At 34.7% G+C, this 24,506-nt stretch carries 21 protein-coding genes; 3 read left to right on the forward strand and 18 right to left on the reverse strand.

Annotated features, from left to right (window positions below; genetic code table 11):
- Window positions 1–516: 516 nt before the first annotated feature.
- The 4 genes from BLT22_RS03690 to BLT22_RS03705 form a co-directional block, all read right to left on the reverse strand.
- Window positions 517–1,914: a glycoside hydrolase family 32 protein gene (locus BLT22_RS03690; protein ID WP_091760867.1), complete on the reverse strand. Its 1,398-nt coding sequence runs from the start codon at window positions 1,912–1,914 to the stop codon at window positions 517–519.
- A gap of 20 nt (window positions 1,915–1,934) precedes the next feature.
- Window positions 1,935–4,172 (reverse strand): beta-glucosidase BglX, encoded by a 2,238-nt coding sequence (bglX, locus tag BLT22_RS03695; RefSeq protein ID WP_091760869.1) that lies wholly within the window; start codon window positions 4,170–4,172, stop codon window positions 1,935–1,937.
- A 1-nt stretch (window position 4,173) separates the two neighbouring features.
- On the reverse strand, window positions 4,174–5,577 hold the full coding sequence (locus tag BLT22_RS03700) for a sucrose-specific PTS transporter subunit IIBC (protein WP_091760872.1): 1,404 nt from the start codon (window positions 5,575–5,577) through the stop codon (window positions 4,174–4,176).
- Window positions 5,578–5,648: 71 nt separating this feature from the next.
- A complete protein-coding gene (locus BLT22_RS03705) occupies window positions 5,649–6,473 on the reverse strand; it encodes a helix-turn-helix domain-containing protein (protein WP_091760875.1) in 825 nt (274 codons plus the stop codon).
- A gap of 236 nt (window positions 6,474–6,709) precedes the next feature.
- Here BLT22_RS03705 and map point away from each other — a divergent pair, with 236 nt between their 5' ends.
- Entirely contained in the window at window positions 6,710–7,450 is a 741-nt protein-coding gene (map, locus tag BLT22_RS03710; RefSeq protein ID WP_091760877.1) for a type I methionyl aminopeptidase, read from the forward strand.
- Window positions 7,451–7,657: 207 nt separating this feature from the next.
- Here the strand turns inward: map and BLT22_RS03715 are convergent, their stop codons facing one another.
- Window positions 7,658–7,948, reverse strand: a complete 291-nt coding sequence (locus BLT22_RS03715; RefSeq protein ID WP_091760880.1) for a DUF2087 domain-containing protein — start codon at window positions 7,946–7,948, stop codon at window positions 7,658–7,660.
- 13 nt (window positions 7,949–7,961) lie between these two features.
- Window positions 7,962–9,257, reverse strand: coding sequence for an MFS transporter (locus tag BLT22_RS03720; protein ID WP_091760883.1), 1,296 nt, complete (start codon window positions 9,255–9,257; stop codon window positions 7,962–7,964).
- Between the two features lie 980 nt (window positions 9,258–10,237).
- Here BLT22_RS03720 and msrA point away from each other — a divergent pair.
- On the forward strand, window positions 10,238–11,077 hold the full coding sequence (gene msrA / locus BLT22_RS03725) for a peptide-methionine (S)-S-oxide reductase MsrA (RefSeq protein ID WP_091760886.1): 840 nt from the start codon (window positions 10,238–10,240) through the stop codon (window positions 11,075–11,077).
- A 232-nt stretch (window positions 11,078–11,309) separates the two neighbouring features.
- Here msrA and BLT22_RS03730 read toward each other — a convergent pair whose 3' ends face one another.
- Window positions 11,310–12,113 carry a metallophosphoesterase family protein gene (locus BLT22_RS03730; protein ID WP_091760889.1) on the reverse strand — a complete coding sequence of 268 codons (804 nt, stop codon included), beginning with the start codon at window positions 12,111–12,113 and terminating at the stop codon, window positions 11,310–11,312.
- 266 nt (window positions 12,114–12,379) lie between these two features.
- Complete coding sequence (locus tag BLT22_RS03735) at window positions 12,380–13,291, reverse strand: phosphate/phosphite/phosphonate ABC transporter substrate-binding protein (RefSeq protein WP_091760892.1); 912 nt, start codon at window positions 13,289–13,291, stop codon at window positions 12,380–12,382.
- Window positions 13,292–13,488: 197 nt separating this feature from the next.
- Here BLT22_RS03735 and BLT22_RS03740 point away from each other — a divergent pair, with 197 nt between their 5' ends.
- Entirely contained in the window at window positions 13,489–14,157 is a 669-nt protein-coding gene (locus BLT22_RS03740) for a cyclic nucleotide-binding domain-containing protein (RefSeq protein ID WP_091760895.1), read from the forward strand.
- A gap of 581 nt (window positions 14,158–14,738) precedes the next feature.
- Here BLT22_RS03740 and BLT22_RS03745 read toward each other — a convergent pair.
- The 10 genes from BLT22_RS03745 to BLT22_RS03790 form a co-directional block, all read right to left on the reverse strand.
- On the reverse strand, window positions 14,739–15,743 hold the full coding sequence (locus BLT22_RS03745) for a tRNA dihydrouridine synthase (protein WP_091760898.1): 1,005 nt from the start codon (window positions 15,741–15,743) through the stop codon (window positions 14,739–14,741).
- A 285-nt stretch (window positions 15,744–16,028) separates the two neighbouring features.
- Window positions 16,029–16,910 carry an SDR family oxidoreductase gene (locus BLT22_RS03750; protein WP_091760901.1) on the reverse strand — a complete coding sequence of 294 codons (882 nt, stop codon included), beginning with the start codon at window positions 16,908–16,910 and terminating at the stop codon, window positions 16,029–16,031.
- Between the two features lie 327 nt (window positions 16,911–17,237).
- A complete protein-coding gene (gene spxB / locus BLT22_RS03755) occupies window positions 17,238–19,076 on the reverse strand; it encodes a pyruvate oxidase (protein WP_091760903.1) in 1,839 nt (612 codons plus the stop codon).
- Between the two features lie 333 nt (window positions 19,077–19,409).
- Window positions 19,410–20,432, reverse strand: a complete 1,023-nt coding sequence (locus BLT22_RS03760) for an ROK family protein (protein WP_176935314.1) — start codon at window positions 20,430–20,432, stop codon at window positions 19,410–19,412.
- 76 nt (window positions 20,433–20,508) lie between these two features.
- Window positions 20,509–20,889: a VOC family protein gene (locus BLT22_RS03765; protein ID WP_091760909.1), complete on the reverse strand. Its 381-nt coding sequence runs from the start codon at window positions 20,887–20,889 to the stop codon at window positions 20,509–20,511.
- Between the two features lie 322 nt (window positions 20,890–21,211).
- Complete coding sequence (gene add, locus BLT22_RS03770) at window positions 21,212–22,201, reverse strand: adenosine deaminase (RefSeq protein WP_091760912.1); 990 nt, start codon at window positions 22,199–22,201, stop codon at window positions 21,212–21,214.
- A 525-nt stretch (window positions 22,202–22,726) separates the two neighbouring features.
- The gene (locus tag BLT22_RS03775) at window positions 22,727–23,086 is read right to left on the reverse strand and encodes a DUF1304 domain-containing protein (protein ID WP_091760915.1); all 360 of its coding nucleotides are present in this window, start codon (window positions 23,084–23,086) and stop codon (window positions 22,727–22,729) included.
- A gap of 2 nt (window positions 23,087–23,088) precedes the next feature.
- Window positions 23,089–23,376 carry a putative quinol monooxygenase gene (locus tag BLT22_RS03780; protein ID WP_087059662.1) on the reverse strand — a complete coding sequence of 96 codons (288 nt, stop codon included), beginning with the start codon at window positions 23,374–23,376 and terminating at the stop codon, window positions 23,089–23,091.
- 29 nt (window positions 23,377–23,405) lie between these two features.
- Window positions 23,406–24,035, reverse strand: coding sequence for a nitroreductase family protein (locus BLT22_RS03785; protein ID WP_091760919.1), 630 nt, complete (start codon window positions 24,033–24,035; stop codon window positions 23,406–23,408).
- A 1-nt stretch (window position 24,036) separates the two neighbouring features.
- On the reverse strand, window positions 24,037–24,453 hold the full coding sequence (locus tag BLT22_RS03790) for a MarR family winged helix-turn-helix transcriptional regulator (protein WP_087059667.1): 417 nt from the start codon (window positions 24,451–24,453) through the stop codon (window positions 24,037–24,039).
- Between the last annotated feature and the right edge of the window lie 53 nt (window positions 24,454–24,506).

Consider the following 24,506-nt stretch of genomic DNA (forward strand, 5'->3'; position numbering starts at 1 on the left):
AACCTCCAGTCTTTACTTTGTATTTGATATTGTTCGGTCCTTCGGTACGTTTTCCCTACTATGACCTCTGTTCCTGCGATTACTCGTCACAAATAAATTGGCTGACTTCTGTCTATTCGTTGTTACTACGATACATCTGTATCGCTAGACAGATCTCCCCAGGTAAGGTGCGATAACCTTCCACTCATGTCACTGCCTCATTTACTGTATGGGATTCGTGCAGTATTGGACTTTGTCTTGTTAGGCAGACTCATCCGTCCCTCTTCAGCCTTCATATAAGGTTTCTGTTCGTCAGTGCGAGTGTTTGCCTCCAGCTTCCTTTAGATTCCACCTCACGATGGACACCCTTGCTTTCAGCTAACAGTTCCTACTGCAAAGTCTGTAGTGGACTTTCACCACCAAGTTATCGCCCATGCTGGGCGCACCTAAAACAAAGATACTTCCAGAATTTGGAAGTATCTTTGTTTAGTATTACCAACTTATCAAGTTATAGATTTTTTCTATCTCTTTGCCCTTTCAAGTCTGAAATTCCAATGGGTACACTATTCCTTCTATACCTCTTAAATCACCTTTAAAAATAAATTCTCTAGTATTTTTCTTTTCAACAAAATACCTAGACGAGAACACTAAACTTCCATCATTTACGAATATCTCTATAGTTGAGCCATCTAAATAGATTCGAATATTTTTAAGCTCGCCTTCATATTTTCCTATTCGTTTTTCCATTTCATTCGTCAGCCAATTTATTCTTGATATAATAATTTCATTTTCCTTATTATTATGTTCAATGAAAAATCCCCCAGAGATATCGAGAGTAAATCCATTTGTTGGATTGCAAAAGTTTAGTACTATTTCATTATAAGGGGTGTTTGTTGTAAATTTATATTCATCTTTATTTGTTATAGATATACTCAATTTTTGATAGTCTAAACGAAGCTGTTTTAATTCCTCAACAGGTTTTTGATAAACAATATGATCAATCAGTTCTATTGTTCTTGGAATTGAAAGACAATGCAACCATCCTTCACTAACTGTTGGAACAGTTTGTTCTATATCATTAGGCATAGCACCCATCCAACCATAAAGAATCGTTCGATCTCCATCTTGAAAACTTTGAGGAGCATAGAATTCGAACCCTCGATCTAATTCCGTAAACTCAAAACTATCTGCAACAAACTCTCCACTATCCAAGAACTCACCTAGTATATATCCAGTTTGATTTATATTATCAAATCGTTTTGGCTCTGCTTTAATACCTTGAGGAGATATTAATAGAACATCTCCACTTTCAAATCTCAGTAAATCTGGACATTCCCACATATATCCAAGTGAAATTTTCTTTTGCCGATTTATATTTCCCCGACTTTCCCAATGAATTAGATCCTCTGAACGGTAAACTAATACTTCACCTTTCAAATCCTCGGTTTGGGCGCCTAAAATCATCCAAAAGGTTCCCTTTTCATCCAACCATACTTTGGGATCCCTAACATGTCTTGTATATCCTTCAGGATGTTCAATAATAGGCCCTTTTTTCTCAAAATGTATACCATCTTCAGAAGTCGCTAAACATTGGTAACTTTTTTTAACATTCTGCTCAGTAATAACATTCCCAGTATAAAACAAGTATAATATGTCCTCTTTTACAATGGCGCTCCCAGAATAAATTCCATCTTTATCATATATTTCAGAAGGCGATAAAGCAGCTGGCAGTCTTTCCCAGTTAACCATATTATCTGATATAACGTGTCCCCATGTTTTGTTTTTGTGTACTGTTCCATGAGGATTCCATTGGTAAAAAACATGATATTTGCCTTTAAATTTGATTAGTCCATTAGGATCATTCAATAACCCCTTTTCTGGTGTAATATGATACATTAATCGATAATGTGAATCTTTTACTTTACCATCTAACATACTTATCCTCTCTTTGCTCTTTAATCTTCAAGTATGAAGCTTCCTTTAAAGCGTTGATCATTTGAATCTTTACCTATTATCACTTCAAATTTACCAGGTTCACTAGCCCACTCCTCATTAGAATTGTAATATTTCAGCATATCGATTGTAATTTTGAAATCAATCCTTCTTTCTTCATGAGGATTTAATGTTATTTTTTTAAAATCTTTCAATTCTTTTATTGGTCGAACAACCCGAGCTGCAACATCGTGAAGATACAGTTGCACGATTTCTTTCCCTTGCTTTTCCCCTACATTTCTAACCTTAATTGAAACTCTAATCTCATCTTGTTCTGTCATACTTTCCTTATCTATTTCAAATCCAGAATATTCAAATTCAGTGTAAGATAGACCATATCCGAAACAATAAAGGGGAGTGTTTTTCTCGTCTAAATATCTTGATGCGAAACGATGATTAGGATTATTTTCGACTATGGGTCTTCCGCTAGAATAAGTATTATAAAAAATTGGAATTTGCCCAATTGATCTAGGCATAGTCATCGCTAGCTTCCCTGAGGGATTCACTTTTCCACTTAAGAGGTTAGCTAATGCGTACCCGCCCATAGTGCCAGGGAACCAAGCATATAATACTGCGCTAACATCATCTATTACATTATCTAAAATAAGCGGCCTTCCAGCGTAGACAATTAATACAATTTGCTTACCAAGTTTTTTTATTTCTTTTAACAACTTCACTTGTTCATCTGGTAAAACTGGTGTCGTCCTCGATCCACCCTCTCCACTTTGATAAATTGATTCTCCAAGACACATCACGACAATATTCGATTCTTTTGCTATTTCTATGGCTTCTTCTAAAAGTTGTTGTTTTGGTTTTTCGTCTACAGACATAGCAGATGCATATTTTGCATAGCTTTCTATATCACTTTCTTCCAAAATATTTGATCCTTTTGCAACTTGAACTTTCCACTTCATTTCTTCTTTTATAGAATCCAGCCCAGCTTTTAATGTGATTGTATCTTTTGTTTCGCCTGTGATAGCCCAAAATCCTAAAGCAGATGGCTCATCTACATATGGTCCAACCAACGCAATTTTCTTATTTTCATCAATAGGTAAAATATCTTTATTTTTCAAAAGAACGATAGACTCTTCAGCTAATGTCTGGGAAACCTCTTTGTGCTTATCACTTAAAACAGAATGACTATTTGATAACTCACTCAATCCTCTGTATGGATCTTCAAAAAGACCTAGCGCATTTTTTAATTGAAGAACGCGCAGAACAGCTTCATCCAGTAATTTCATTATTCTGGTATCTTTTTTAGCTAAATCCGGTAGATGGTTTGCATATACCGATGTTTTCATATCAATGTCTACTGAACTTTCAAATGCTAATTGAGCAGATTCTTGATCATTCTCTGTAAATCCATGAATTTTCAACTCTTCAATAGCTGCATAATCTGATATCAATAGACCTGTAAAATTAAATGTCTCTCTTAATATATCTTTATTTAACCATTTATTTCCTGTACAAGGAATTCCATTTAAAGTATTAAATGCTGTCATTACTAATTTCACATCTGCATCTATAGCCGCTTTGTAACTAGGCAGATAATAATTTTGCAGCGAATCTGTTGATAGTTCAACTGCGCCGTATTCCAATCCTGCTTGCGGGGCTCCATAAGCTGCAAAATGTTTCACGCATGCTGCAATATGGTTTTCAGAAATTTGATCTCCCTGCATCCCTTGAATGCCTCTCACCATGCTTTTTGCATACTGTTTAGCTAATAATGGATCTTCTCCTGGAGATTCTAGTACTCTTCCCCATCGAGGATCTCTCACAAGATCTACCATCGGAGAAAAGGTAACATGAATCCCCGCATCATAACATTCCTTTGCAATTACTTTTGCACTTTTCTCAATTAATGGAAAATTCCAGCTACCACTTTGGGCTAAAGGGATAGGGAATATTGTCTTATATCCATAGATAATATCTGCCATAAAAAGTAACGGAATTTTATGTTTAGAATTCTCTAGATACTTTTTCTGGATTTTATAAATCTCTTCTGCGTCAACAACATTCAATAGTGAACCGGTATGAGCCAATTCATACTTATTCTTTTGGAATCCAATTTTTTTCATTGGTCCAGTTTCAATCACGTCATTATTTGAGTCAAAAAAATCGCCAGTCAACTGAACTAATTGCCCTACTTTTTCTTCGATAGATAATATTGCCACTAAATCTTTTAACGCTTCAATCTTCATTCTATACTTCCGCCTCATCATTCTCTTTGTAACCAAATAACCAAGTCAATACAAAAGCCACTGAAAATCCAACAAAGCACACTAAAATGTACAAAGGTAATTGGCTATTTAAATATAGTAGAATACCCGGTATAACTGTTATAGACATACCAGTAGCCTTTACAGTAAATAAACTTGCTAAAAATCCCCCGGCTCCCCCACCGATACAGCCCATAATAAATGGTTTGATAAAACGAATATTAATTCCAAAAATTGCTGGTTCTGTAATCCCTAATAATGCAGAAACTGTTGAAGGAAACGCAATCGCTTTGATTTTTTTATTTTTTGTTTTGAGCCCTACTGCAAATGCTGCTCCTGCTTGTGCTGCTATTGAAGCAGAACTAATTGGGTTGACTAAATTCCATCCATTATCTGCAAGCATTTGAATTTCAATTAAATTTAATGCATGGTGTAAACCTGTAATAACAATAATCTGATTAATAGCTCCATAGACCAATCCACCTAAACCTAGAGGAAGATTAAGTAAAACTTCAACAATAGATAGCAACCATATTTCTACTTGATGGAAGATCGGGCCTACAAAAAATAGTGCAATTAATAACATTAATAGTAGACTTAAAAAAGGTGTAACAATTAAATCTAATACTTCCGGGACTATTTTGCGAATTTTCTTTTCAATTTTTGATCCAACGAATCCCATAATAAATGCCGGTAATACTGAACCTTGATATCCCGCAACTTTAATAAATCCGAAAAACATTAGTGGCTCAACATTTCCTTGAGCTGCATCCCATGAAGTTGGCAGAGCTGGGTTTACTAACATTAGCCCTAATAGAATTCCTAATAAAGGTGACCCTCCAAAAACTTTAAAAGCTGACCAACAAACTAGTACGGGCAGAAAAGCAAATGCTGTATCCGTTAACACTTGTGTTAATGTTAAAAAGTTTGTAGATATTGATTCACTGTTCAGTCCTACCAAATTTAGGATTTGTTCCTGTGTTAACACGTTCCTTAATCCCATAAATAAACCCGTTGCAACTAGAGCTGGAATAATCGGTACAAACACATCCCCAAATACTCTGATCATTCGCTTAAATGGATTATCTTCTTCTTTAGATGCTGTTTCTTTTAGTTCAGCTTTCGATGTTCCTGAAACACCCGCAGCTTCAATGGCTTCATATACCCTATTAACTGTTCCAGTACCAAAAATAATCTGATATTGACCAGAGGTAAAAAAATGTCCTTTTGCTTTATCAATATTATTTACTTTCTCGTCATCAATGATTTTCCTATCTTTAATAACTAAGCGTAATCTTGTAGCACAATGTGCTAATGAAATAATATTTTCTTTCCCACCAACCGCATCAATAACATCTTGAGCTATTACATCATATTGCTGTGTCATTTTATTCACTCCATTCTTGTGATACTCAAACTATACAATGATGCCGCTTTCTTTAACAGTAACTATTTTATCTACTTTCGGTCATTTTTTGACATTCTATAATATTGAGGATTTATCCCCATAATTTTCTTAAAATAGATTCGCATTGACTTCTCATTAGGAAATCCAGATTTTAGTGCTATTTCTTCTAAACTTAAATTTGTTGCTTCTATCATTTTTAATGCCATCTCTAAACATAAACTTTTTTTGTATTCATAAAAAGTCATTCCTGTACTCTTATGAAACTTTCTAGATAAATAATGCATAGAATATCCGCTCAATTCGGAAAGCTTTTCTAGACTCAAATTATTTTGGAAGTTATTTTGGATGATATCTAATATTTTTCCTATTTTTTCATTTTGGATCAATTGTTTAGTGCCTTTATCTCCAATAATATTACTGAACTCTTTCAAAATGTGATATTCCAATTTTAATACTAAGCTTTTCTGTAAGTATTTTTTAAACCGCTCTTTTTTTTCACTTATACAATATATTTGTTCTACTAACTGCACAGTTTCTATATAAACTCTATATGTTTCACTGCTGTTTACAAAATTAATTAAAACATTTTCTTTTGTGAAAACATTATCTGAGAGATATAAAACAATCACTTCACTATCTCTTATACTTTGAGTAGCGTGGGGAACTGAACTATTGATAAAGAAGATTTCTCCTGCAGACAATACCAAGTTCTTTCCGTTGATCCAAATTTTCAGGTTACCTTTTATACAGTAAAGTATTTCCACTTCTTTATGTAAATGCATTGGAATAATTCTACTAGCATCTTTAGAATAGAATTTAAAAATATAGCTATCGGTTTCATTATCTAATTGGACATTTTCATATTCTTCATTCATATTTTCACTCCTCGACTAATCTCAACAAAACGCCTACACGGTTTCAAGCAAAGTAAACTCCTCTAACTTATATTATATATAAGTTCATAAGTAAAAGCCTAAATACTCTGTTAAATAGTTTGAACACAAGTCTTACTAATTTATAAACTGATCTATATAGTTAAAATCTTTGTTTCATTTTATGATAAACTCTAAATAGATCTATCATAAACAAGACTAAAAAGTGAGGCTATATAATGATTGCAAAAACTGAAGAAGATTTTAATGGGTTAGAAGAGATTGGTAAAATCTGCGGGATGATTAGAGATGAATTAGTCACGAGTACCAAAGCTGGGATTACTACTAAAGAACTAGATGATATTGCTGGAGAGCTTTTCGAAAAAAATGGTGCTCTATCCGCTCCTAAAGGCGAGTATGATTTCCCTGGGTATGCATGTATCAGTGTCAATAAAGAAGTAGCACATGGGATTCCTGGGAATCGCGTTATTCAAGAAGGAGATCTTGTTAATATTGATGTATCTGGATCAAAAAATGGTTATTTTGGTGATACAGGTGTTTCCTTTGTAGTTGGAAAAGGTCATGAAGATGCGCATAAGGTCTGCGAAGTTGTCAAAGAGGCATTTGAAGCTGGACTTGCAAAAGCAAAACCCGGTTCCAAAAAAAGTGGCTTGGGGAAAGCAGCCCATAATGTAGCAAAAAGACATGGCTTAACAGTCATTAAAAACCTGACTGGTCATGGTATCGGACGATCAATCCATGAAGCACCTGATCACATCTTCAATTACTATACACGCTGGGATGATGCTCTTTTAAAAGAAGGAATGGTCATTGCCTGGGAACCGTTTATCTCCACTTCTGAAGAAGAAGTATTTGAAGGTGATGACGGCTGGACTTTTTTAGTTAATGATAGTGCTGTTGCTCAATATGAACATACGATTATCCTCACTAAAGAGGGACCCATAATTACGACCCTATGAAAATAAAGATGTTATACATCTATAGTTGAATAGTTCCCTATTATTTACAGAAAAACACACAATCTTGACTATATCTAGTGAAATAAGATATAAGTAAGGTTGTGTGTTTTTGATTAGCTTTTTTCTATTAAGAACCTTATATATAATTGCTTCCTGAAACAATCAAATATAATATATTTCTAGTTACTTTTGATTTACGTTCGAATTTTATTTTTTTGGGTTTAACCAATATTGGCTGCCATCATTCGTTCTTTCAAAAAATCCAAATGTAATTAAGTATCTTCTCTGTTCAACATATTCTTCTACTGGGTACATTGTAAGTAATTCAAAATTAATTTCTTTATCCGTATATATTTTCCCCTCTTCAAATCTATTAACAAATTCATCTAACAAAATATATTTCTTTTTTTCTTTGGCTGGTACTTTTACCACTTTACCCTGTTCCATAAAATTAGAAATGATTTTTTCTTTTTCCTGTGATGTATATTGATACTTCATATCATTCTCCTTTTTAGTCTTCATTATTTAATTTAAAGATTACTGCTTCTTTCAGATTGTACTTGCCAAATTGAATATATAAGAAAACAACTAAATACATTGCAACACCGCTGATGGTAAATATCAGTGAATCCCATACTAACGGCACACCTATTTTATTATCAAATAGGAACACGTAAACTAGGATTCCAACGGGTTGTATACACGTACATAATACCCCTAATAAATGGAAAACTCGACCTTGAATATCTGTAGGTACATTCTTTTGTAGCCAAATCGAAAAAGGAATATTCAACAAGGAATTAGACAGTCCATTAATAACCATCAAAAGGCTAACCCAAACCATAATAACAGTATTTGAACGACTTAATGCTGATAGAGCAATACCAACGAAAATCAAAGGTAAAATTTTACTAAGGCGCAACAAATCATAAACGGGTGTTTCTGTTTCTTTTTTTCTTGTCAAACTATAGGCTCCTAAGATAATACCTAAACTAACAGCTCCTTGAGTAACGCTATACTGAAGAGAACTAAATTGTAATGTCTGAAGTAAAAATGTTGGTAATCCTACAAATGTAATAGCGTAAAAGAAATTAATAAGCATGCATGCAGCCATCGCTACCATCAAGTAAGGTTGTACTTTAAGATAATTAATCCCTTTAAGAAATAATGTCCAATTTGAGTCAATTCTATTATCAGCAAACTCCATATTATCTGATTTAATAAATTTAAAATCAAGCGATAATGTTAAACCCAATGTGATTAATTCGGTCAGTATCTCAATCCCAATAAGTATACCAAATGGAAATACTGCGTATAACAATGCACCCATCACAGATGAAAATAATCCTGACAAGTTTGAACTAAGTTCTTGATAGCCTGCCAGACTCTGTAAATCCTTTTCCAATACAATGTTTGCTTTGCTAGATTCTTGTGCAGTACTTGTAAATTCGTCACTAATTCTCAAAATTATGATAAGTATAATGGTTACAATGAAAATATGATTATCTGATAAGTAAATATAAACTGTGTATAAAATCAACGAAAAAACAACGATTGACTGGCTAAGTACGATAACAGCTTTCCGACTGTGTTTATCAACAACAGGACCAATAACTGGAGCAAAAAAAAGGCTGACTAACGCAGATACCATTATTGAAAGGGCAAAACTGATCGATAATCCAGTTCTTTCCATCAGCATCAACCCTAGCGAAAAAGAAAATATGGAACTTCCTAATGATCCGATAAGGCTTGATACTGCAGACTTTTTCATCTGTATTTTTGATTTTTGAATTTTTGCGCTTAACACGTTTCCACCTTTTTTCTTCTTGTAATCTTCTCAGCAAAACTATATCCTTTCATTTGTTTTCCCGAAAAAGATTTTTTATAATTCGAAAGATAAAGCTCATATAATTTATGTAGAAAGAAAGTATATACCTACCTGTAAGGTACACTATTTTCGGCGCTAAAACTATATCAATAGACACCATATGCCCCAACAATATTTTACCCTAGCTGAACAATAGTTACAAATACTGATTGAACCACTTTTAAAAAACGATGAAGCAAAACTATTCTTAGCAATCATTTTTTACTAAATGTTGGAATCCTAACGGACTGAATTCAAGCAAGTGATAAGGATGAAGATAAATTATTCACTTATTTATCAACATTGCGCACTGGTGGAAGCCTGTACTTGTAGCTGATGGTATTTTAATTTCTAAAAATAATAACTTAATTATTTGAGTTACCCTATAACGCCTGCTTCATTATCTGCTCATTTGTTTCTTTGGTTTGAGTCGGTACATAACCAGTTCATTTCTACCTACTCATTTTTTTCTCTGGTTTGAGTTCGTAGATAATGCTAGTTTCTCTCACTACTCATCTTCTTTTTTTGTTTGAGCCGATAGATAATACGCATTTTTCTGCTAACTCATTTCATTATTCTATCTGAGTCGATACATAATGACGATTTATCTGCTTACTTATCTTCTTCTCCAGTTTGAGTTGGTACATAACCACTATTTATCTGCTAACTCAATTTATTATTCTGTTTGAGTCAGTGAAGATTCACTTTTTCCACTAAGAAACTTCTATGTGTTTGTTAAAACGATAGCTTTCCTTCATAAGCTTAACCAAATCCGCTTATTTAATCAGCCTTTACACAATTTATCTATTCCACTTGTTGTATAATAAGATAAAGAAATTTTCATACACTAGAACAATTCAATTATTCATGTTATTTAGAAGCTTTTTTATAAAATGCTATTCATAAGGGAGATTTTTAAGATGCAACTAAATCGAGAAGAGACACTAAATACCCTTTATAATTTAACTCTCAATCCAGCGACTCGTGAATGGGAACGCGCAAAACTATTGTCCGCTAAAGAAGCTTTAGAAGACGGTAAAAAACTGGGAAAACAACTGGCAAAGCTAGAAGGCGATTTACGTCCACTAGCGATAAGAAATAATTTAACGCCGGATGTCGCAGATTTCTATAACAAAATGATTAGCAATACGGGAGCAACTGCTTCCTTTGATTTTACTAAACATAACCTTACAGATTTGCGTTACCAAGATTCCGCTATATTTGCAGGTGGCTGTTTCTGGTGTATGGTTGAACCATTTGAAACCCATGAAGGGATTATTTCAGTTTTATCAGGGTATACTGGTGGTCATATGGATCACCCCACTTATGATCAGGTCTGCGGACAATATACCGGACATGTAGAAGCTGTTGAAATCATTTTTGATAAGCGGGTTCTACAATATGCAGATTTGGTCGATCTCTACTTTCAATTAACAGACCCTACAGACGCATTTGGTCAGTTTCAAGACCGTGGGAACCAGTATCGCTCCATTATATTTGTTAAAGATAAAGAGCAAGAACAAATTGCTGAAAATGCAAAGTTTAAATTAGAAAATTCTGGAAAGTACAAGCATCCAATTATTACAGTGATTAAGCCAGTCAGTAAGTTCTGGCCGGCTGAAAACTACCATCAGCAATTCTATAAAAAGAATCATAAAAGATATAAAAGAATCAAACGCTCTCGTCAACAATTTTTGTTTTTTCAACGGCTACAAGGTAAAATCCATTCTAAAATCAGTCGTTTTAGTGGTGAAAAATGACTACAGTTTTATGGAATATTTTTAACGATAAATAGGCTTCGTTTTTAAGTAACCACGAAGTCTATTTATCCTTATTTAATTTTCTACAAATAAAGCATTTCTATTATCTTCTAAACCCTTTACCAGTGCATCTATTCGATTTATTATTTCTTATAACATTAACTATTATTAAAGCAATCATTAGTTTAGTATTGCTATATAGGCTAAACGACTAAGCTTATCAACAAATCATTTACTGATTCATATCGACTATCTTCAACTGTCTTCCTGTTGAGACTATTTTATGTTCTACATCTTTAATCTGACTATTTTTGATTTGATAAATATTGTATCCATATTTTTCTTCAAATTGGATCTGCTGCTGTCCTATATCTTCTCCTACAAAAGACATTCCTACAACCGTGTAATAAGGTATATTTTCTATTTTTGTTTTATATGCATGATGCGTATGTCCGTTTAGAATACATAATATGTTTTTGTTTTGTAACTTATCTAGTATTAATTGACTTTCTGGCAAATTCGGTATAGAGCTTTGATGCTCTATTAGGTGATGATGTGTCACTAAAATCACCGGTTTATCTTGTTTACTCTCTAGCGCTTGATCTAACCACTTTAGTTGGCTTTCGCTGACATAACCATTAGAATTTTCGTAAACTGCACTATCAAAAGAAATGATGTGAAACTCTTTGAATGTTTCAATACTATTATACGGTTTTTCAGATGGGCTCTCATTTAACCAACCCTCTCGAAAGTTATTTTTGATGTCATGATTTCCCAATGTGACAATAACCTTTATATCACCAATAATATTTTGGATCACTTGTTTCAGAAATCGATAGTCTTCTGCCTCTCCATCATCCGTTAAATCTCCACTTATGATTAGAAGATCGATTTGCTGTTTGCTTTGAATTTCTTCTAGGCACTTTTCAAGGGGCACGAGTGGACTTTGCATCTTCGCTAACATCCCTTTGTATCCTGCACTGCTTTGTTCGTAATTTTTTCTGAAGTGGATATCAGATATGTGTACTATATTCATCTATACTCATTTTCTTTCCTCAAATTACGTAGACAAAAATTATTATAAATACCGCCATGATCTCCATCAGGACGGTATTTATAATACTCTACGTTTTATAACATCTTAAAAGATTCTCTCAAAAATCTTTTAGATGCAACCTTTACCTTAGTTTTTTATATACAAATCAGACCAGCCTCTACTCTGGCTGATAATTTAAGAAGTTCCTCTCATTGACAACTTCTTCAATTTGATAATGAACGATCCTCTACTATCTTTCATTACTTTTATTCACTTGCCTTTTCAGTGTACTCCCGAACCGTATCGTAGGCTGCATCAGCTGCTTCCTCATAACCTTGGTGCCCCCATATTGCCATATCTTCAGAACCCTTTTTATCGTCTTTCATATTCAAAAAGGCTGTTTTAATTTCTTGTTTCAGATCTGAATCCATATCTGGCTGTACAGCAATAGCATCGTTTGGAATATCTCCTTCCGTTAAATAAAGGACTCTTAACTCCTCAAACAAATCATCATCCGTAAAGAATGACGCAAACACATTCCGAGCACCTTCGAAAACAAAGGCAGCATCGGCTTGTTCGCTTAGCACACCGGAAAGTTCACTCGGAATGTCACTGACTGTCGTCATAGTTACTTCATTTGTCGGATTAATTCCGGCTTCTCTCATTTCCGCAATTGGATAGATATAACCACTTGCAGAAGTCGGGCTCAATGTGATGATTTTTTTATCTTTCAGATCTTCCAGAGACTCTATATCGCTATCTGTACGAACCAAGATTTCCCCTTTGAAAGTGTTTGTTAGCTCTCCTTCTAACGGAAGACCTGTTTCTTGATCGTAATCTCCTAGTTGTGAAGTTAAAATCGCTTCAGCACCATTCGTTTCTCTTGCTTGAACATAAGCAGCTGGTGGCATGATGCCAATATCAACTTGTCCTGAATCCATTGCTTCTACAATAGAAGAATAATCAGTCGCTACAGTTACTTCAACCTCACGATCTAGTTTTTCTGAAAGATAATCTGCTAATGGTTCTGATTTTGCTTCCATCGTTCCATCGTTATTCGTTGGTACAAATTGAACCATGAGCTCCTTATCTGATTCCTCTCCTGAATTTCCACATGCCGAAAGTATCGCTAATAATAACACACCAATTAAAGCTTGTGCCATTCTCTTAAACGCCATTCTTTTCTCCTCCTGCTTGAGCTATTATCTAGTACTATTCCATCATAACAATTATCGCTTGATTCGGAAGTGACACACGTCACATTTACATTTATTTTACATACATTTAACAGATAGAACCTATATTTGTTCGTATTGTAGTGTATAACTGAATACTATATAATAAAAATAAATCATTTTTAGGAGTTCTCATCTCAATGCTTAAACTGAATCGTGATGAACAATTACTAGACTATATTAAACAGCATAACTTGCAGTCCTATATGGATACGAATCTTTTTTCTCTTTCTTCACTTTATGCCTTTGATAAAAATGAACATTTGATTCAAACAGATGGCAGTTCAGATTATCTCTATTTTCTTGTGGAAGGCACGGTAATGATTTATTCTTATTCATCCGATACACAAAATCTCTGTATCAATTATTCTAATCCAGTTACGTTGCTTGGAGAAGCGTCTTCTTTATGGGAAATGACCCCTCAAAGTAATGTAAAGGCTATGACTTCTTGTATCTGCTTAGGTATCAGTTTGAAACAGCACCGTCATCTTCTTCAAAACGATATCAAATTTCTTCAAACTATCTGTCAGATAGTTAGTTATAGATTAAATTCGGGCATTAACCTAGCCAACTCTTTAACCGAACCAGTAGAAACTCGACTCGCAAAATTTATTTTAAAACATGAAAATGATACTATCTTTTCTTATCAACTAACGACTTGTGCTGTTATTTTAAATGTAAGTTACCGTCATCTACTGCGCACGATCACAAGTTTTCGAGAAGCAAAGATTATAGAAAAACATAAAAATCATTATAGAATTCTGGATTATAAAGCACTGCAAGAATTATCTAGCCCTGTTAGTTTTTAGTCGGTTATATCATATTTTATAAGCGAAAACGTATGTCTCATGTCCTCACTAATCTAACTTCAGGTACCGAATGGTTAGCTGTTAAGGTTCTCACTGTAAAATTTAGCTGTCTCATCTGGAGGTTATTAATTCATACCCTGGCAGAAATTTTATCTATCTTCAAACACTTTGATCAGATTACGAGTTAAGATCACTAAAAAATTAATAATCTTGATCTGGTACTCTAAGAACATTAAATTTGTTCCAAGAAAGCCTTTGAAGTAACGGGATTAATCATGGAACGGTTCCAAAACACATAAAGGAAATAGTGTGTGTCAAAAAATTTGGAAACTTAATCTTTGGATTTTTATCTTCATTATTTGCAGCGTTTAAATAGTGTAGTCAGTCCAGCATTTCAGATAAATGAGAGCGAGATGTTCTTTTTTTATACATAAAGCCTTCACCTTAGAAATATCAGACTACTTTCATCAACTGAACACAGCGTATCATTGAGCTAGTTTATTTAACACTCCTTCTCCTAGATTTTATGGAATAAAAAAATAGACCTAGCCAGTAAATTTAAGGCAAAGTCTACTTTTTTACTATTCAACAGTGACACTACTTTTTCCATCTTCTAATACATCTTGATGAGCTTCTACATAAGCATCCAATAACGCACGAACTTGATCAGTTGTGGTTGTTTCCATCAATTGAACTCTCAAGTCACTTGCACCTTTCATGCCGCGGACATAGATTTTGAAAAAGCGGCGAAGCGGCTTGAATGAACGACCATCTTCAACTGAATACTGGTCAAACAAATCAAGATGCATTCTCAAAAGATCGAGCAATTCAGTACTGCTATGTTCTCTTGGTTCTTTTTCAAAGGCATGAGGATTTGTGAAAACGCCTCTTCCAATCATGACACCATCAATCCCATATTTTTCAACAAGCTCTAATCCTGTTTTCCGATCAGGAATGTCTCCATTAATCGTTATTAGCGTATCAGGTGCAAGCTCGTCTCGTAGCTGCTTGATATCTCCAATCATTTCCCAGTGGGCATCATATTTGCTCATTTCATTTCTTGTTCGTAAATGGATAGATAAATTGGCGATATCTTGTTTCAATAGATGCGTGATCCATTCGCACCATTCATCAAGCTTCGCATACCCCAGTCTGGTTTTCACACTGACTGGCAATCCGCCCGCTTTTGCTGCTTCAATCAATTCTGCAGCAACTTCCGGACGACGGATCAAGCCGCTGCCCTTTCCTTTTTTCGCTACGTTGGGCACAGGGCAACCCATATTGATATCAATTCCTTTGAATCCTTCTTTAGCCATGTCAATACTCATTTCACGGAAGAATTCAGGTTGATCTCCCCAGATATGCGCGACAATCGGCTGTTCATCTTCTGTAAATGTCAAGCGCCCGCGGACACTGTTACGTCCTTCTGGATGACAGTAGCTGACTGTATTTGTAAACTCAGTAAAGAAGACATCAGGTCTGCCGGCTTCACTAATGACATGTCTGAAGACAACATCTGTTACATCTTCCATAGGCGCCAAGACGAAAAACGGTCGTGGCAAATCTTTCCAAAAATTATTTTCCATATTTAATAACGAATCCTTTCATTGGTCAAATCCACTATTCAGTTCATTTAAATAGGTAAGTTTTTCATACTTTTTACCTAGACTAACTCTATCTATTTTATCTTTTACAGACGTTTTGTCAAATATTTATTTACAATAGTTTATACTAAAAACATAATGAGATTCGAATAAAACTAGATAAAAAATAACCCCATAGCAAATCTAGTAAATTCCTTACTGAATTTGCTATGAGGTTATCATCCAAATCATTATTCAATTCAAACTTTTTTCAAGACTAATCAAAAACTAAACAAAATTTGAGTCCACCATTTTCCTAAAATGTGACTCTAGTTTTCTATTACCATAAGAGTCTGTAACTAAAGTTTTTGTCATCATGAAATAGAAAAAGACAAGCAAATCATATTGCTTTTTGTTAACTATCTTAATCATTGGTAAGACTATATTCATTATCCACAAAGGCACAGAAATTATTCTTGGTTTTTTCCCTAAAACATTAAAACAATGGTTTGCTATTTCTCTATAAGTATAAGTTTCTGGTCCTCCAACATTTAAAACGGTCTCTTCTCTATTAATGCTAGCTACACATACCTCTGCAAGATCAGCTCCATGAATTGGGTTCATTTGGCTATTCCCGTCCCCAAACAGAAAAACAGTTCCTTTTTTCGCCATTTTCAAAACTTCTGTTAAATCTGAATAATATCCTGTAGGATTTACTACTATATGCGATATGGGGCTGTTGCTTAAAGTGTCTACAAATTTTTGTTTCGCTTGTATCATCCCTGATGGACATTCTTTCGCACCAAACACATTAACGTACATAAATTTATTCACAAGACTTTTTTCTGCCTCACGTAAAAGATTCACATTTCCTTGATAATCAACATCCTCAAATGTTTGACGCCCTTTTTGTCGAGTAATGCCTACAGAAGAAAAAACTACGTCAATATCTTCACAAATATCTTTTAAAACATTTTTGTCTGTTACATCTCCAATTACTATTTCATCCACATACTTTTCAATACGTGGTGAACCAAATGAACCTTGATTATTAATTGAAGTCCGTGATCTTACAAGTACTTTCACAAAATATCCTTGTTCTTTGAAAGCTTTTGTCACATACCTTCCTAAGTATCCCGTTGCTCCTGCAATTAAAACACGTTTTCTCATTCAACCTGCTCCTTCAACTTTTATTCTATTAAAATCTAGTCCTAGAAAAGAAGACTTTAACTGCTAAATGATTCTATCCGAACTTTTGACTTTATAACCCTATTCTAAGTAATCATTTTGATGAAATCAATTTTGATTTTAATATTTGCTGCTGTTATTAGTTTGTTTCTAACATTAAAGTCTGTATACAATAGTCATTATTTAACTGAATGATTTCAGCGCATTTGTTACTAATTGCGCTTCTCATTTTGAATTGATAGAATTTTAACTCAAAAAAATTGGTCAGAACTTCATTGAAGTTCTGACCAAAAAATAACTAACTAGTGATTAAATTTGCTCTTCAGTATTTACACTTGATTTGTGTTGTTTAGATTTGCCTCTGCGTTTATACACTTGCGAATCCAGTCCTTCTTGTTCAAGGAACTGACTGAATGGAATAAGCTCTTGTGCTTCATAGCGTTCTTTAAATTCATTGATTTCTTCTTCTGAATACAGTTTCGGATCCAGTCTCAAGTGTTCAACTGGAATCGGACGATCGTCACTGATCTTAACGTTGATAACTACCGTACGCCCAGATTTTTCAAATTCGACAGCCTTCTGGAAAACTTCATCTAATTCACTGATCTCTCTGACTGTGAACCCGACTGCTCCTTGTGCTTCACCAATTTTAGCATAATCAACCGCCTGGAAGTCTACTCCATAATAATAATGGTTGGTATCTTCCTGTTCCGCTTTAATAAAGGCATATTCCTCATTGGAAAAGACAACGTGGATACTTGGTAGCTTATGCTGAACAGTCGTGATGATATCATGCATTACCATTGAAAAGGCACCATCGCCCGTTAGATCCCATACTTGTCTATCTGGGAAATTTTTCTTGGCGGCAATGGCACCAGGTAGCCCATTTCCCATTGTCGCGAATACGCCTGAAGTACGCCACATATTTTTCGGCGTCATTTTCAAATGACGTATGGAAGTTTGTGTGGTATTCCCAACATCCGTAGAATAGATCGCATCTTCATCTGCCACTTTATTGATTGCATTGTAAGCTTGATAGACTTGTAATTCGCCTTCTGTTTTATTCTCCAGCTTATCAATATAAGCGGCCCAATTTTTGATATTATTTAAGTTTGCACGGTACCAGCCGCTCTCTGGTTTCTCAGAGATTTTATCTGTAATAGAACGAATCGCAGCTCCGGCGTCTCCTAGAATCGATACATCAACTGGATGTCTTTTGCCTAGTTTATATGGATCAATATCAATCTGGATAAATTTTTTGACATGATCAAAAACACCTGTTACTTCAGTAAATGGATAATTGCTTCCTGCAAACAGCACAACGTCAGCTTCTTCAAACACTTCCACTGCCGGCTTTCTCGCTACCCGATTAGCAGAACCCAGTAATGCCTCAAAATCATGTGGGAATGTGTCGTAATTGATTCCTGTAACAGCTACTGGTGCTTTCAGCTTGCGAGACAGTTCCATGACGGATTCTCCGTTACCGCGTGTTCCGATCCCGGCATAAATAACAGGACGCTCAGCATTTTCTAAAATTTCAGCTGCTGCTTCGATATCTTTTTTATCTGGAACGGGATATGGTATATCACGGTGAGCATTGGCGGATGAATACCAGTCCCCCTCTTCAATTTCGACCCAACCATAATTGACCGGTACTTCTACACAGGCTACTCCATTACGCGTAATCGCTGTACGAATTGCTTCATCAATTATTTTCGGTAATTGTTCCGGATACGCTACTCGTCGATTATAAACTGCAACATCCGCAAATACCGGATTGTGATTCATTTCTTGAAAAGCATCCATATTAATCTCATTCTCAGCACGTTGTCCAATAATCGCCAGCATGGGTACCCCGTCTTCGCGTGCATCATATAGCCCGTTCATTAAATGTGTTGCACCCGGCCCACCTGATCCTAAAGCTACTCCAATTTTTCCATTAAATTTATACTGCATGGATGCGGCCAATGCTCCGACTTCTTCATGACGCACTTGGATAAAGTCCATATTCGTTTCTTCATGCTTCAAGGCATCCATCCAAGAGTTCAAAGATCCTGCCGGTATTCCATAGATCTGTTCTACTCCCCAGCTTTCTAATACCTTGATCGCAGCAACTCCTGCTTCGATTTTACCAGTTTGTTTATTCATAATTCTCCATTCCTCCTGTCATTAAAAAAATCTTTCATTATTAATATATATTTAGTAGTCTAGTTTATTAATTAAGCTAAACTGTCATCATGAGAAAATAAACTCTTCTCCTTACACCCTTTAGCATACACCTACCTATTTTTTCATTCAATTATTTTGAATTTACAGCACCCTATTACAATAAACTTAATTTTTTGAACGAAAGTAGAATTTATCTACAGTAAAAAAAGAATCTCAAAAATGAGATTCTTTAAAATTTATATATTCTCCAAACTTTCGTTATCGAGTCAATTTAATTTCATTACTAAACATAATTAATGGATAAATCAACTTTTACTTTTCGTCGTTTCCAATAAATCTATCTGCGTCTTCAATCGTCTCTAGACCTCTTACGATCAGGCCTTTCATATAATCTTCAGTAAAAAATGTTGAGATTTTGATAACTGGAAGATCTATATAAGGATAGATTACTCTTAATTCTTCTTCTATTTGTTTAAGTTGATTGCTCGAAACCATCTCAGGATTAGTATATAAAATTATTCTGTCTGGATCATACATACTAATAATCGTTTGAATAACTTCTCGTATATTTTTTTCAATATCGATCGGAATCCGTGGATAATTCTGCCATTTTGCTTCCAAGGGTAAGCTTTTAACTTCTCCCGCTAAGCCATTTTTCCCATTAAGTATTTGCCCATTTATAACTATAGCCGCTCCCGGTGGGAAATTCATAGGATAATAGAGACCAACAGCAATACTTTCCCGATTATGAAAGGAACTACTATAGCCTAACAAAGCTGCGTTTACGTCGTTTTCAATCACTATGGGAAGGTCAAATTGCTTTATCAGATTTTTTTCAAGCTCGAAGTTCAATAAGGACGGAAAATCAATCACTTTTAATTTCCCTTGAACTTCAACACCTGGAACTCCAAATGCAATTGCGGCAATAGCTTCATACCTGTCGATTAATTCTCTGATACGTGTAGAAATCCCCACCCATGATAAAGCATTCTCACTAGCAACTTCTTCATGGATACTTTTCCCCTGCATATCACAGATTGAATAAAAACCTCTCATTTGTTCTTCAGTTTCAGTTAACTGCACAACTAAAAGCAGCTTATGTCTGGGATTATATTCATAGAGACGTGCACTTCTTCCTCCAGTTATGGAACGGTTATCCGACTCTTGGACGCTACCATTTTCCAGTAATGTTTCAAGTATTTTTTTTATGGTTACAATACTTAATCCACTTAATTGTGCTAACTCTTTTTGAGAAAGTTTTGTATATTTTTTTAGAAGAAATTCAATATACTCAAGATTATTTTCTCTAATATGTTGGGGTTTATTACTTTTCATTTCTTTCTCTTTCATAAACTTACAGTCCCTTGTTAATCTATTTTCAATTAACTGTTACAAAATCATTGAACCAGCACTAATCTGTTGTGATTTCTATCAAATTTCCTTCTGGATCAGCGATAACTGCTTCATAATAACCATCTCCGGTAACTCTTGGTCCATTTAGTAATGGATATCCAGCTTTTACAATTTTTTCAGTTAATTGATCTATATCTTTTTCTGTACCTACTCCAAATGCCAAATGTGCATATCCAAGCGTCGCATCATTATTAGTATGCAACTCTGCTTTATTCATAATTTCTAAGCGTGCTCCCGTATCAAATGACAGAAAATAAGACGTAAATCCAGTTTTCTCATTATGATACAGCTCACCACTTGTTGCTCCAAAGTATGTTTCATAAAATTTCTTTATTTTATTTAAATCTTTAACCCAAACGGCAGCATGTTCAATCCTCATTAAAACATCTCCTCTAATAGTTTTTCAGATTTTTTCTGTTTCAATCACTTTTTAAACTATGTTTAATAACTAGTATACAATATACTACAACTGATTAGTAAGGTTATTTACTTATTTATTATTATAAGTTAGTTATATCGAAATCTTTCCGTATCTGTTCACGCATATTAGCGATCTTATGGAAGAAATAATAAGATCACTTAAACGCAAAAAAACCTCCTAGAGTATTATTCCAGGAGGTTTTCTTGCCTATGAGTCATCTATTTTCATTTTCAATAGTGCTATCCAATTATTCTCTGTGTATTAGATAAATTTATTCATTTCAAAAGTGGTCAATTTTATTTATGACTGACTGTTTCACTTTATCGCTGGCAAATGCATGTTGCATTGCTGTTATATTCAACTCTTTCATTTCTAGCTCCGTCAAACCAAACTGATTTGCACAAATCAGGAATTCATTTGTCAGCGTAGTATCGGAGACCGTACGGTTATCAGTATTGATGCTAACCGGTATTCCGTAATCCATAAAAGGCCTTAGTGGATAATCTTTCCACTCAGTGATAGCGCCTGTCTGCAAGTTGCTGGTGGGGCATAGTTCAAGCAAGATATTCTTTTCTTTGACGACTGCCATAGACTTTGGATTCTTTTTGATCGCTACACCATGTCCGATTCGTGTCGCCCCTAATTCTATCGCAGTTAGTACATTCTTATAACTACCTGTTTCTCCTGAATGCATTGTCAACTGCATACCCGATGCCACTCCAGTTCTGACAGCAGATTCAACACATTCATTTGGAAAATTCCCTTCATCTCCAGCTACATCAATTCCACTTATTTGTTCTATCTGCAGGTTATGCACCTCTTCGAACAGTTGAGTATTTCTCTCTTCTGAGTGATGACGCAAGCCACACGCTAGAAGAGTAACGATGATTGGAAATTCAGCCATTGCCTGCTCTATACCTTTACAGACTGCTTCTATAACCTGTCTAATCGTTAACCCTTCTCTCTGATGCAGCAACGGGCCAAATCTCATTTCCAGATAAACTACATTCTCTTCATGAGCTGCTCTCGCGACTGCATAAGCTGCTTTAGTCAGATTCTCTTCACTTTGCAACACGGGCAGCACTGCATCAAAAGTGGATAAGTAATCTTTCAAATCCAGACATACTGCTGGTGCCACAGCATGATCCATCCAATGCTCTGGTAATCCTGCCTCTTCGGCTAATTCTTTTAAAGTCTCCATCGGGATTGATCCGTCTAAATGACAGTGTAATTCTGCTTTCGGTAATGCATGTATCCATTCTCTATTCATAAAAATGCGCCTGCTTTCAGTTCATTCATCCCATAGGATATTTTATGGATTATCATAACAGAATACTTAGTTATTTAACAGATCTTTACAGATAAATTCTTTTAATCATTTACTCTTAAATATTATCCTTTCAAAAAAAATTACTATTTATAAACCAATAAACTCTACTTTAAAATATGTACATAATTCCCCTATAGTATTTATTAGATCTCTAAAAATCTATCTTGAAAGATATCTGGAATACTCAAAAGAACTATATAAATATAGAAGATACCTTTTCCAAATATATTTTCAGATTTCTCTTTCCCATTAGAATTGAGCTTAAAACTGGGCCTAAATTGTAAATAATATTAAAATAAGAATTCTTCTATTTACGAGACCTTTCAATTCTACTTATCGATCATATGTATATTTTATAGGGGCCCTAAATCGATTATCTAGGACCCCTATAATTTTTTGACTCTAACTAAGCTAAATGTCCCTGAGTATTCTATTTAAAAAATCCTGATTAAAAGAAAATATTCATTAAAATACTGTTGAGACCAAAGCTATAATCGCCAATCCACCTTGCGTCACAATGATTTTTTTATCACTTGTAATACTTCCATAAATCGCTACAATAATAATATACACAAGGAATACCCTGACCAACTCAAGAGAAGCTGTAGACAGATAAACACTGTACAACAATCCTAATCCAATCAATCCATTATAGATTCCCTGATTTTTCATTAATACTTTAAAAGATTTCTTCTTTAATTCATCTTGAGGTAGATTGAATACTCGGCTAGTTGTAGTAGAAGTCGTTGCTATAGTTTCAAGATACATTATATAAAAAAACTCTAATGCAACTAGTGTCGTTAAAACTATAGATAGAATTGACATGGTTATTCTCCCATCTCTGAAACTCGAACGATCGGTTTCTTTGAACTAAACTCAGGAATTTTATTGAATAATTCTAATAGCAATGGACTTTTATTATGTCCGTCAATAGCATTCTGATCTTCCCAAATTTCTACCATCATAAATGCATTCGCTTCTTCAACAGATTCATAAAGATTGTATTGCACACAACCTTCTTCTTCTCTAGTAGCTTGAATCAGCGGATTAACTACAGATAAAAACTCTTCACGTTTATCTTCTTTTATAAAAAATGATGCATTAATTATTTTCATTATGGACTCATTCCTTTTCTATATAATTTTTATGCAAATGTAGTAAATCTGTCTGCCTCTAAGCGAATAGAATTGTACCCTGCTTCTTCTGCTTTCCCGACTGAAACAATCATAACCGGCACATAACGGTCTTTATTAAGACCATAAGCTTCTGCCAGTTGATCAGCTTCAAATCCGCCAATTGGATTCGTATCGTATCCGTGACTGCGTGCAACCAGCATGAACTGCATCGCTACTAAGCTTGAATCAATTTTTATGACATCATTCATTTCTTGTCTTGTGAAATTTTTATAGTAAGGAATAATGGCTGCCAATTGTTCATCTCTAACTTCTGGTGACATTTTACCTTCTGCTACAGCTCTATTATAGATTTCTTCTCCATATTTATAACATTTCATGTCTCCAAAAATTAGAACCATAGCTGCAGATGTATCATTTTGTTTTTTATTAAAACGAATCAGGGGTCTAAGTTTGGCTTTCTCTTCTTCACTTTCAACCACTACAAAGCGCCAAGGCTGCATATTGACTGACGACGGTGCTGTTGTTGATTCTTGAATCATTTCAAGCATTTCTTCTCGAGATATTTTAACTTTCTGATCATAAACCCGGACGGATTTTCTGTTATAGGTGATGTCTGAAAAATCATTATTCTTGCTCATATTAATCCCTCTTTTTTTCCATTAGTTTGTCTAACAGTTCTGATAATTGTTTTTCTTCCAGTTCGCTGAGAGAACTACTCAAAGTATTTGTAGCATTATGGTCTGACTCACATTTCTCTAGGGCTTCATGAGCCTTGTTAGTTACTTCTACAAATATTTCTCTATTATTTTGCTTATTTCTTTCTCTAATAACATACCCTTTTTCTTCTAGTCTCTTCAAATGCCTAGTAACTGCGGCTCTATCAATACACAATTCTGATTGGATATTCGTCTGAGAACATTTGCCGGTTTCTTTCAAAAACATCATGAGTTCGTATCTTGTCAGACTAAAACCTGTTTCTTTTTCGAAATTTGATGTCATTACCTGATTCGTAATTTTCATCTGATAGAGCAAGCGACTAACCTCTCTAAGCCTCATTTCATTCTCCCCCTCACTTAACAATTGACTAGTCAACTGTTGATAAGTCAAAT

It is taken from the genome of Marinilactibacillus psychrotolerans, assembly GCF_900101525.1.
Classification (GTDB): Bacteria; Bacillota; Bacilli; order Lactobacillales; family Carnobacteriaceae_A; genus Marinilactibacillus; species Marinilactibacillus psychrotolerans.

Excerpts from the sequence above, each read along its gene's own strand:
- add (WP_091760912.1), bottom strand. The coding sequence starts at position 22,201 with ATGAATAGAGAATGGATACATGCATTACCGAAAGCAGAATTACACTGT.
- BLT22_RS03785 (WP_091760919.1), bottom strand. The coding sequence starts at position 24,035 with ATGAGCAAGAATAATGATTTTTCAGACATCACCTATAACAGAAAATCC.
- BLT22_RS03705 (WP_091760875.1), bottom strand. The coding sequence starts at position 6,473 with ATGAATGAAGAATATGAAAATGTCCAATTAGATAATGAAACCGATAGC.
- BLT22_RS03690 (WP_091760867.1), bottom strand. The coding sequence starts at position 1,914 with ATGTTAGATGGTAAAGTAAAAGATTCACATTATCGATTAATGTATCAT.
- BLT22_RS03790 (WP_087059667.1), bottom strand. The coding sequence starts at position 24,453 with ATGAGGCTTAGAGAGGTTAGTCGCTTGCTCTATCAGATGAAAATTACG.
- BLT22_RS03760 (WP_176935314.1), bottom strand. The coding sequence starts at position 20,432 with ATGAAAAGTAATAAACCCCAACATATTAGAGAAAATAATCTTGAGTAT.
- BLT22_RS03730 (WP_091760889.1), bottom strand. The coding sequence starts at position 12,113 with ATGAATATAGTACACATATCTGATATCCACTTCAGAAAAAATTACGAA.
- BLT22_RS03715 (WP_091760880.1), bottom strand. The coding sequence starts at position 7,948 with ATGAAGTATCAATATACATCACAGGAAAAAGAAAAAATCATTTCTAAT.
- msrA (WP_091760886.1), top strand. The coding sequence starts at position 10,238 with ATGCAACTAAATCGAGAAGAGACACTAAATACCCTTTATAATTTAACT.
- BLT22_RS03750 (WP_091760901.1), bottom strand. The coding sequence starts at position 16,910 with ATGAGAAAACGTGTTTTAATTGCAGGAGCAACGGGATACTTAGGAAGG.
- BLT22_RS03700 (WP_091760872.1), bottom strand. The coding sequence starts at position 5,577 with ATGACACAGCAATATGATGTAATAGCTCAAGATGTTATTGATGCGGTT.
- BLT22_RS03735 (WP_091760892.1), bottom strand. The coding sequence starts at position 13,291 with ATGGCGTTTAAGAGAATGGCACAAGCTTTAATTGGTGTGTTATTATTA.
- BLT22_RS03745 (WP_091760898.1), bottom strand. The coding sequence starts at position 15,743 with ATGGAAAATAATTTTTGGAAAGATTTGCCACGACCGTTTTTCGTCTTG.
- bglX (WP_091760869.1), bottom strand. The coding sequence starts at position 4,172 with ATGAAGATTGAAGCGTTAAAAGATTTAGTGGCAATATTATCTATCGAA.
- BLT22_RS03765 (WP_091760909.1), bottom strand. The coding sequence starts at position 20,889 with ATGAGGATTGAACATGCTGCCGTTTGGGTTAAAGATTTAAATAAAATA.
- BLT22_RS03775 (WP_091760915.1), bottom strand. The coding sequence starts at position 23,086 with ATGTCAATTCTATCTATAGTTTTAACGACACTAGTTGCATTAGAGTTT.
- BLT22_RS03740 (WP_091760895.1), top strand. The coding sequence starts at position 13,489 with ATGCTTAAACTGAATCGTGATGAACAATTACTAGACTATATTAAACAG.
- BLT22_RS03780 (WP_087059662.1), bottom strand. The coding sequence starts at position 23,376 with ATGAAAATAATTAATGCATCATTTTTTATAAAAGAAGATAAACGTGAA.
- spxB (WP_091760903.1), bottom strand. The coding sequence starts at position 19,076 with ATGAATAAACAAACTGGTAAAATCGAAGCAGGAGTTGCTGCGATCAAG.
- map (WP_091760877.1), top strand. The coding sequence starts at position 6,710 with ATGATTGCAAAAACTGAAGAAGATTTTAATGGGTTAGAAGAGATTGGT.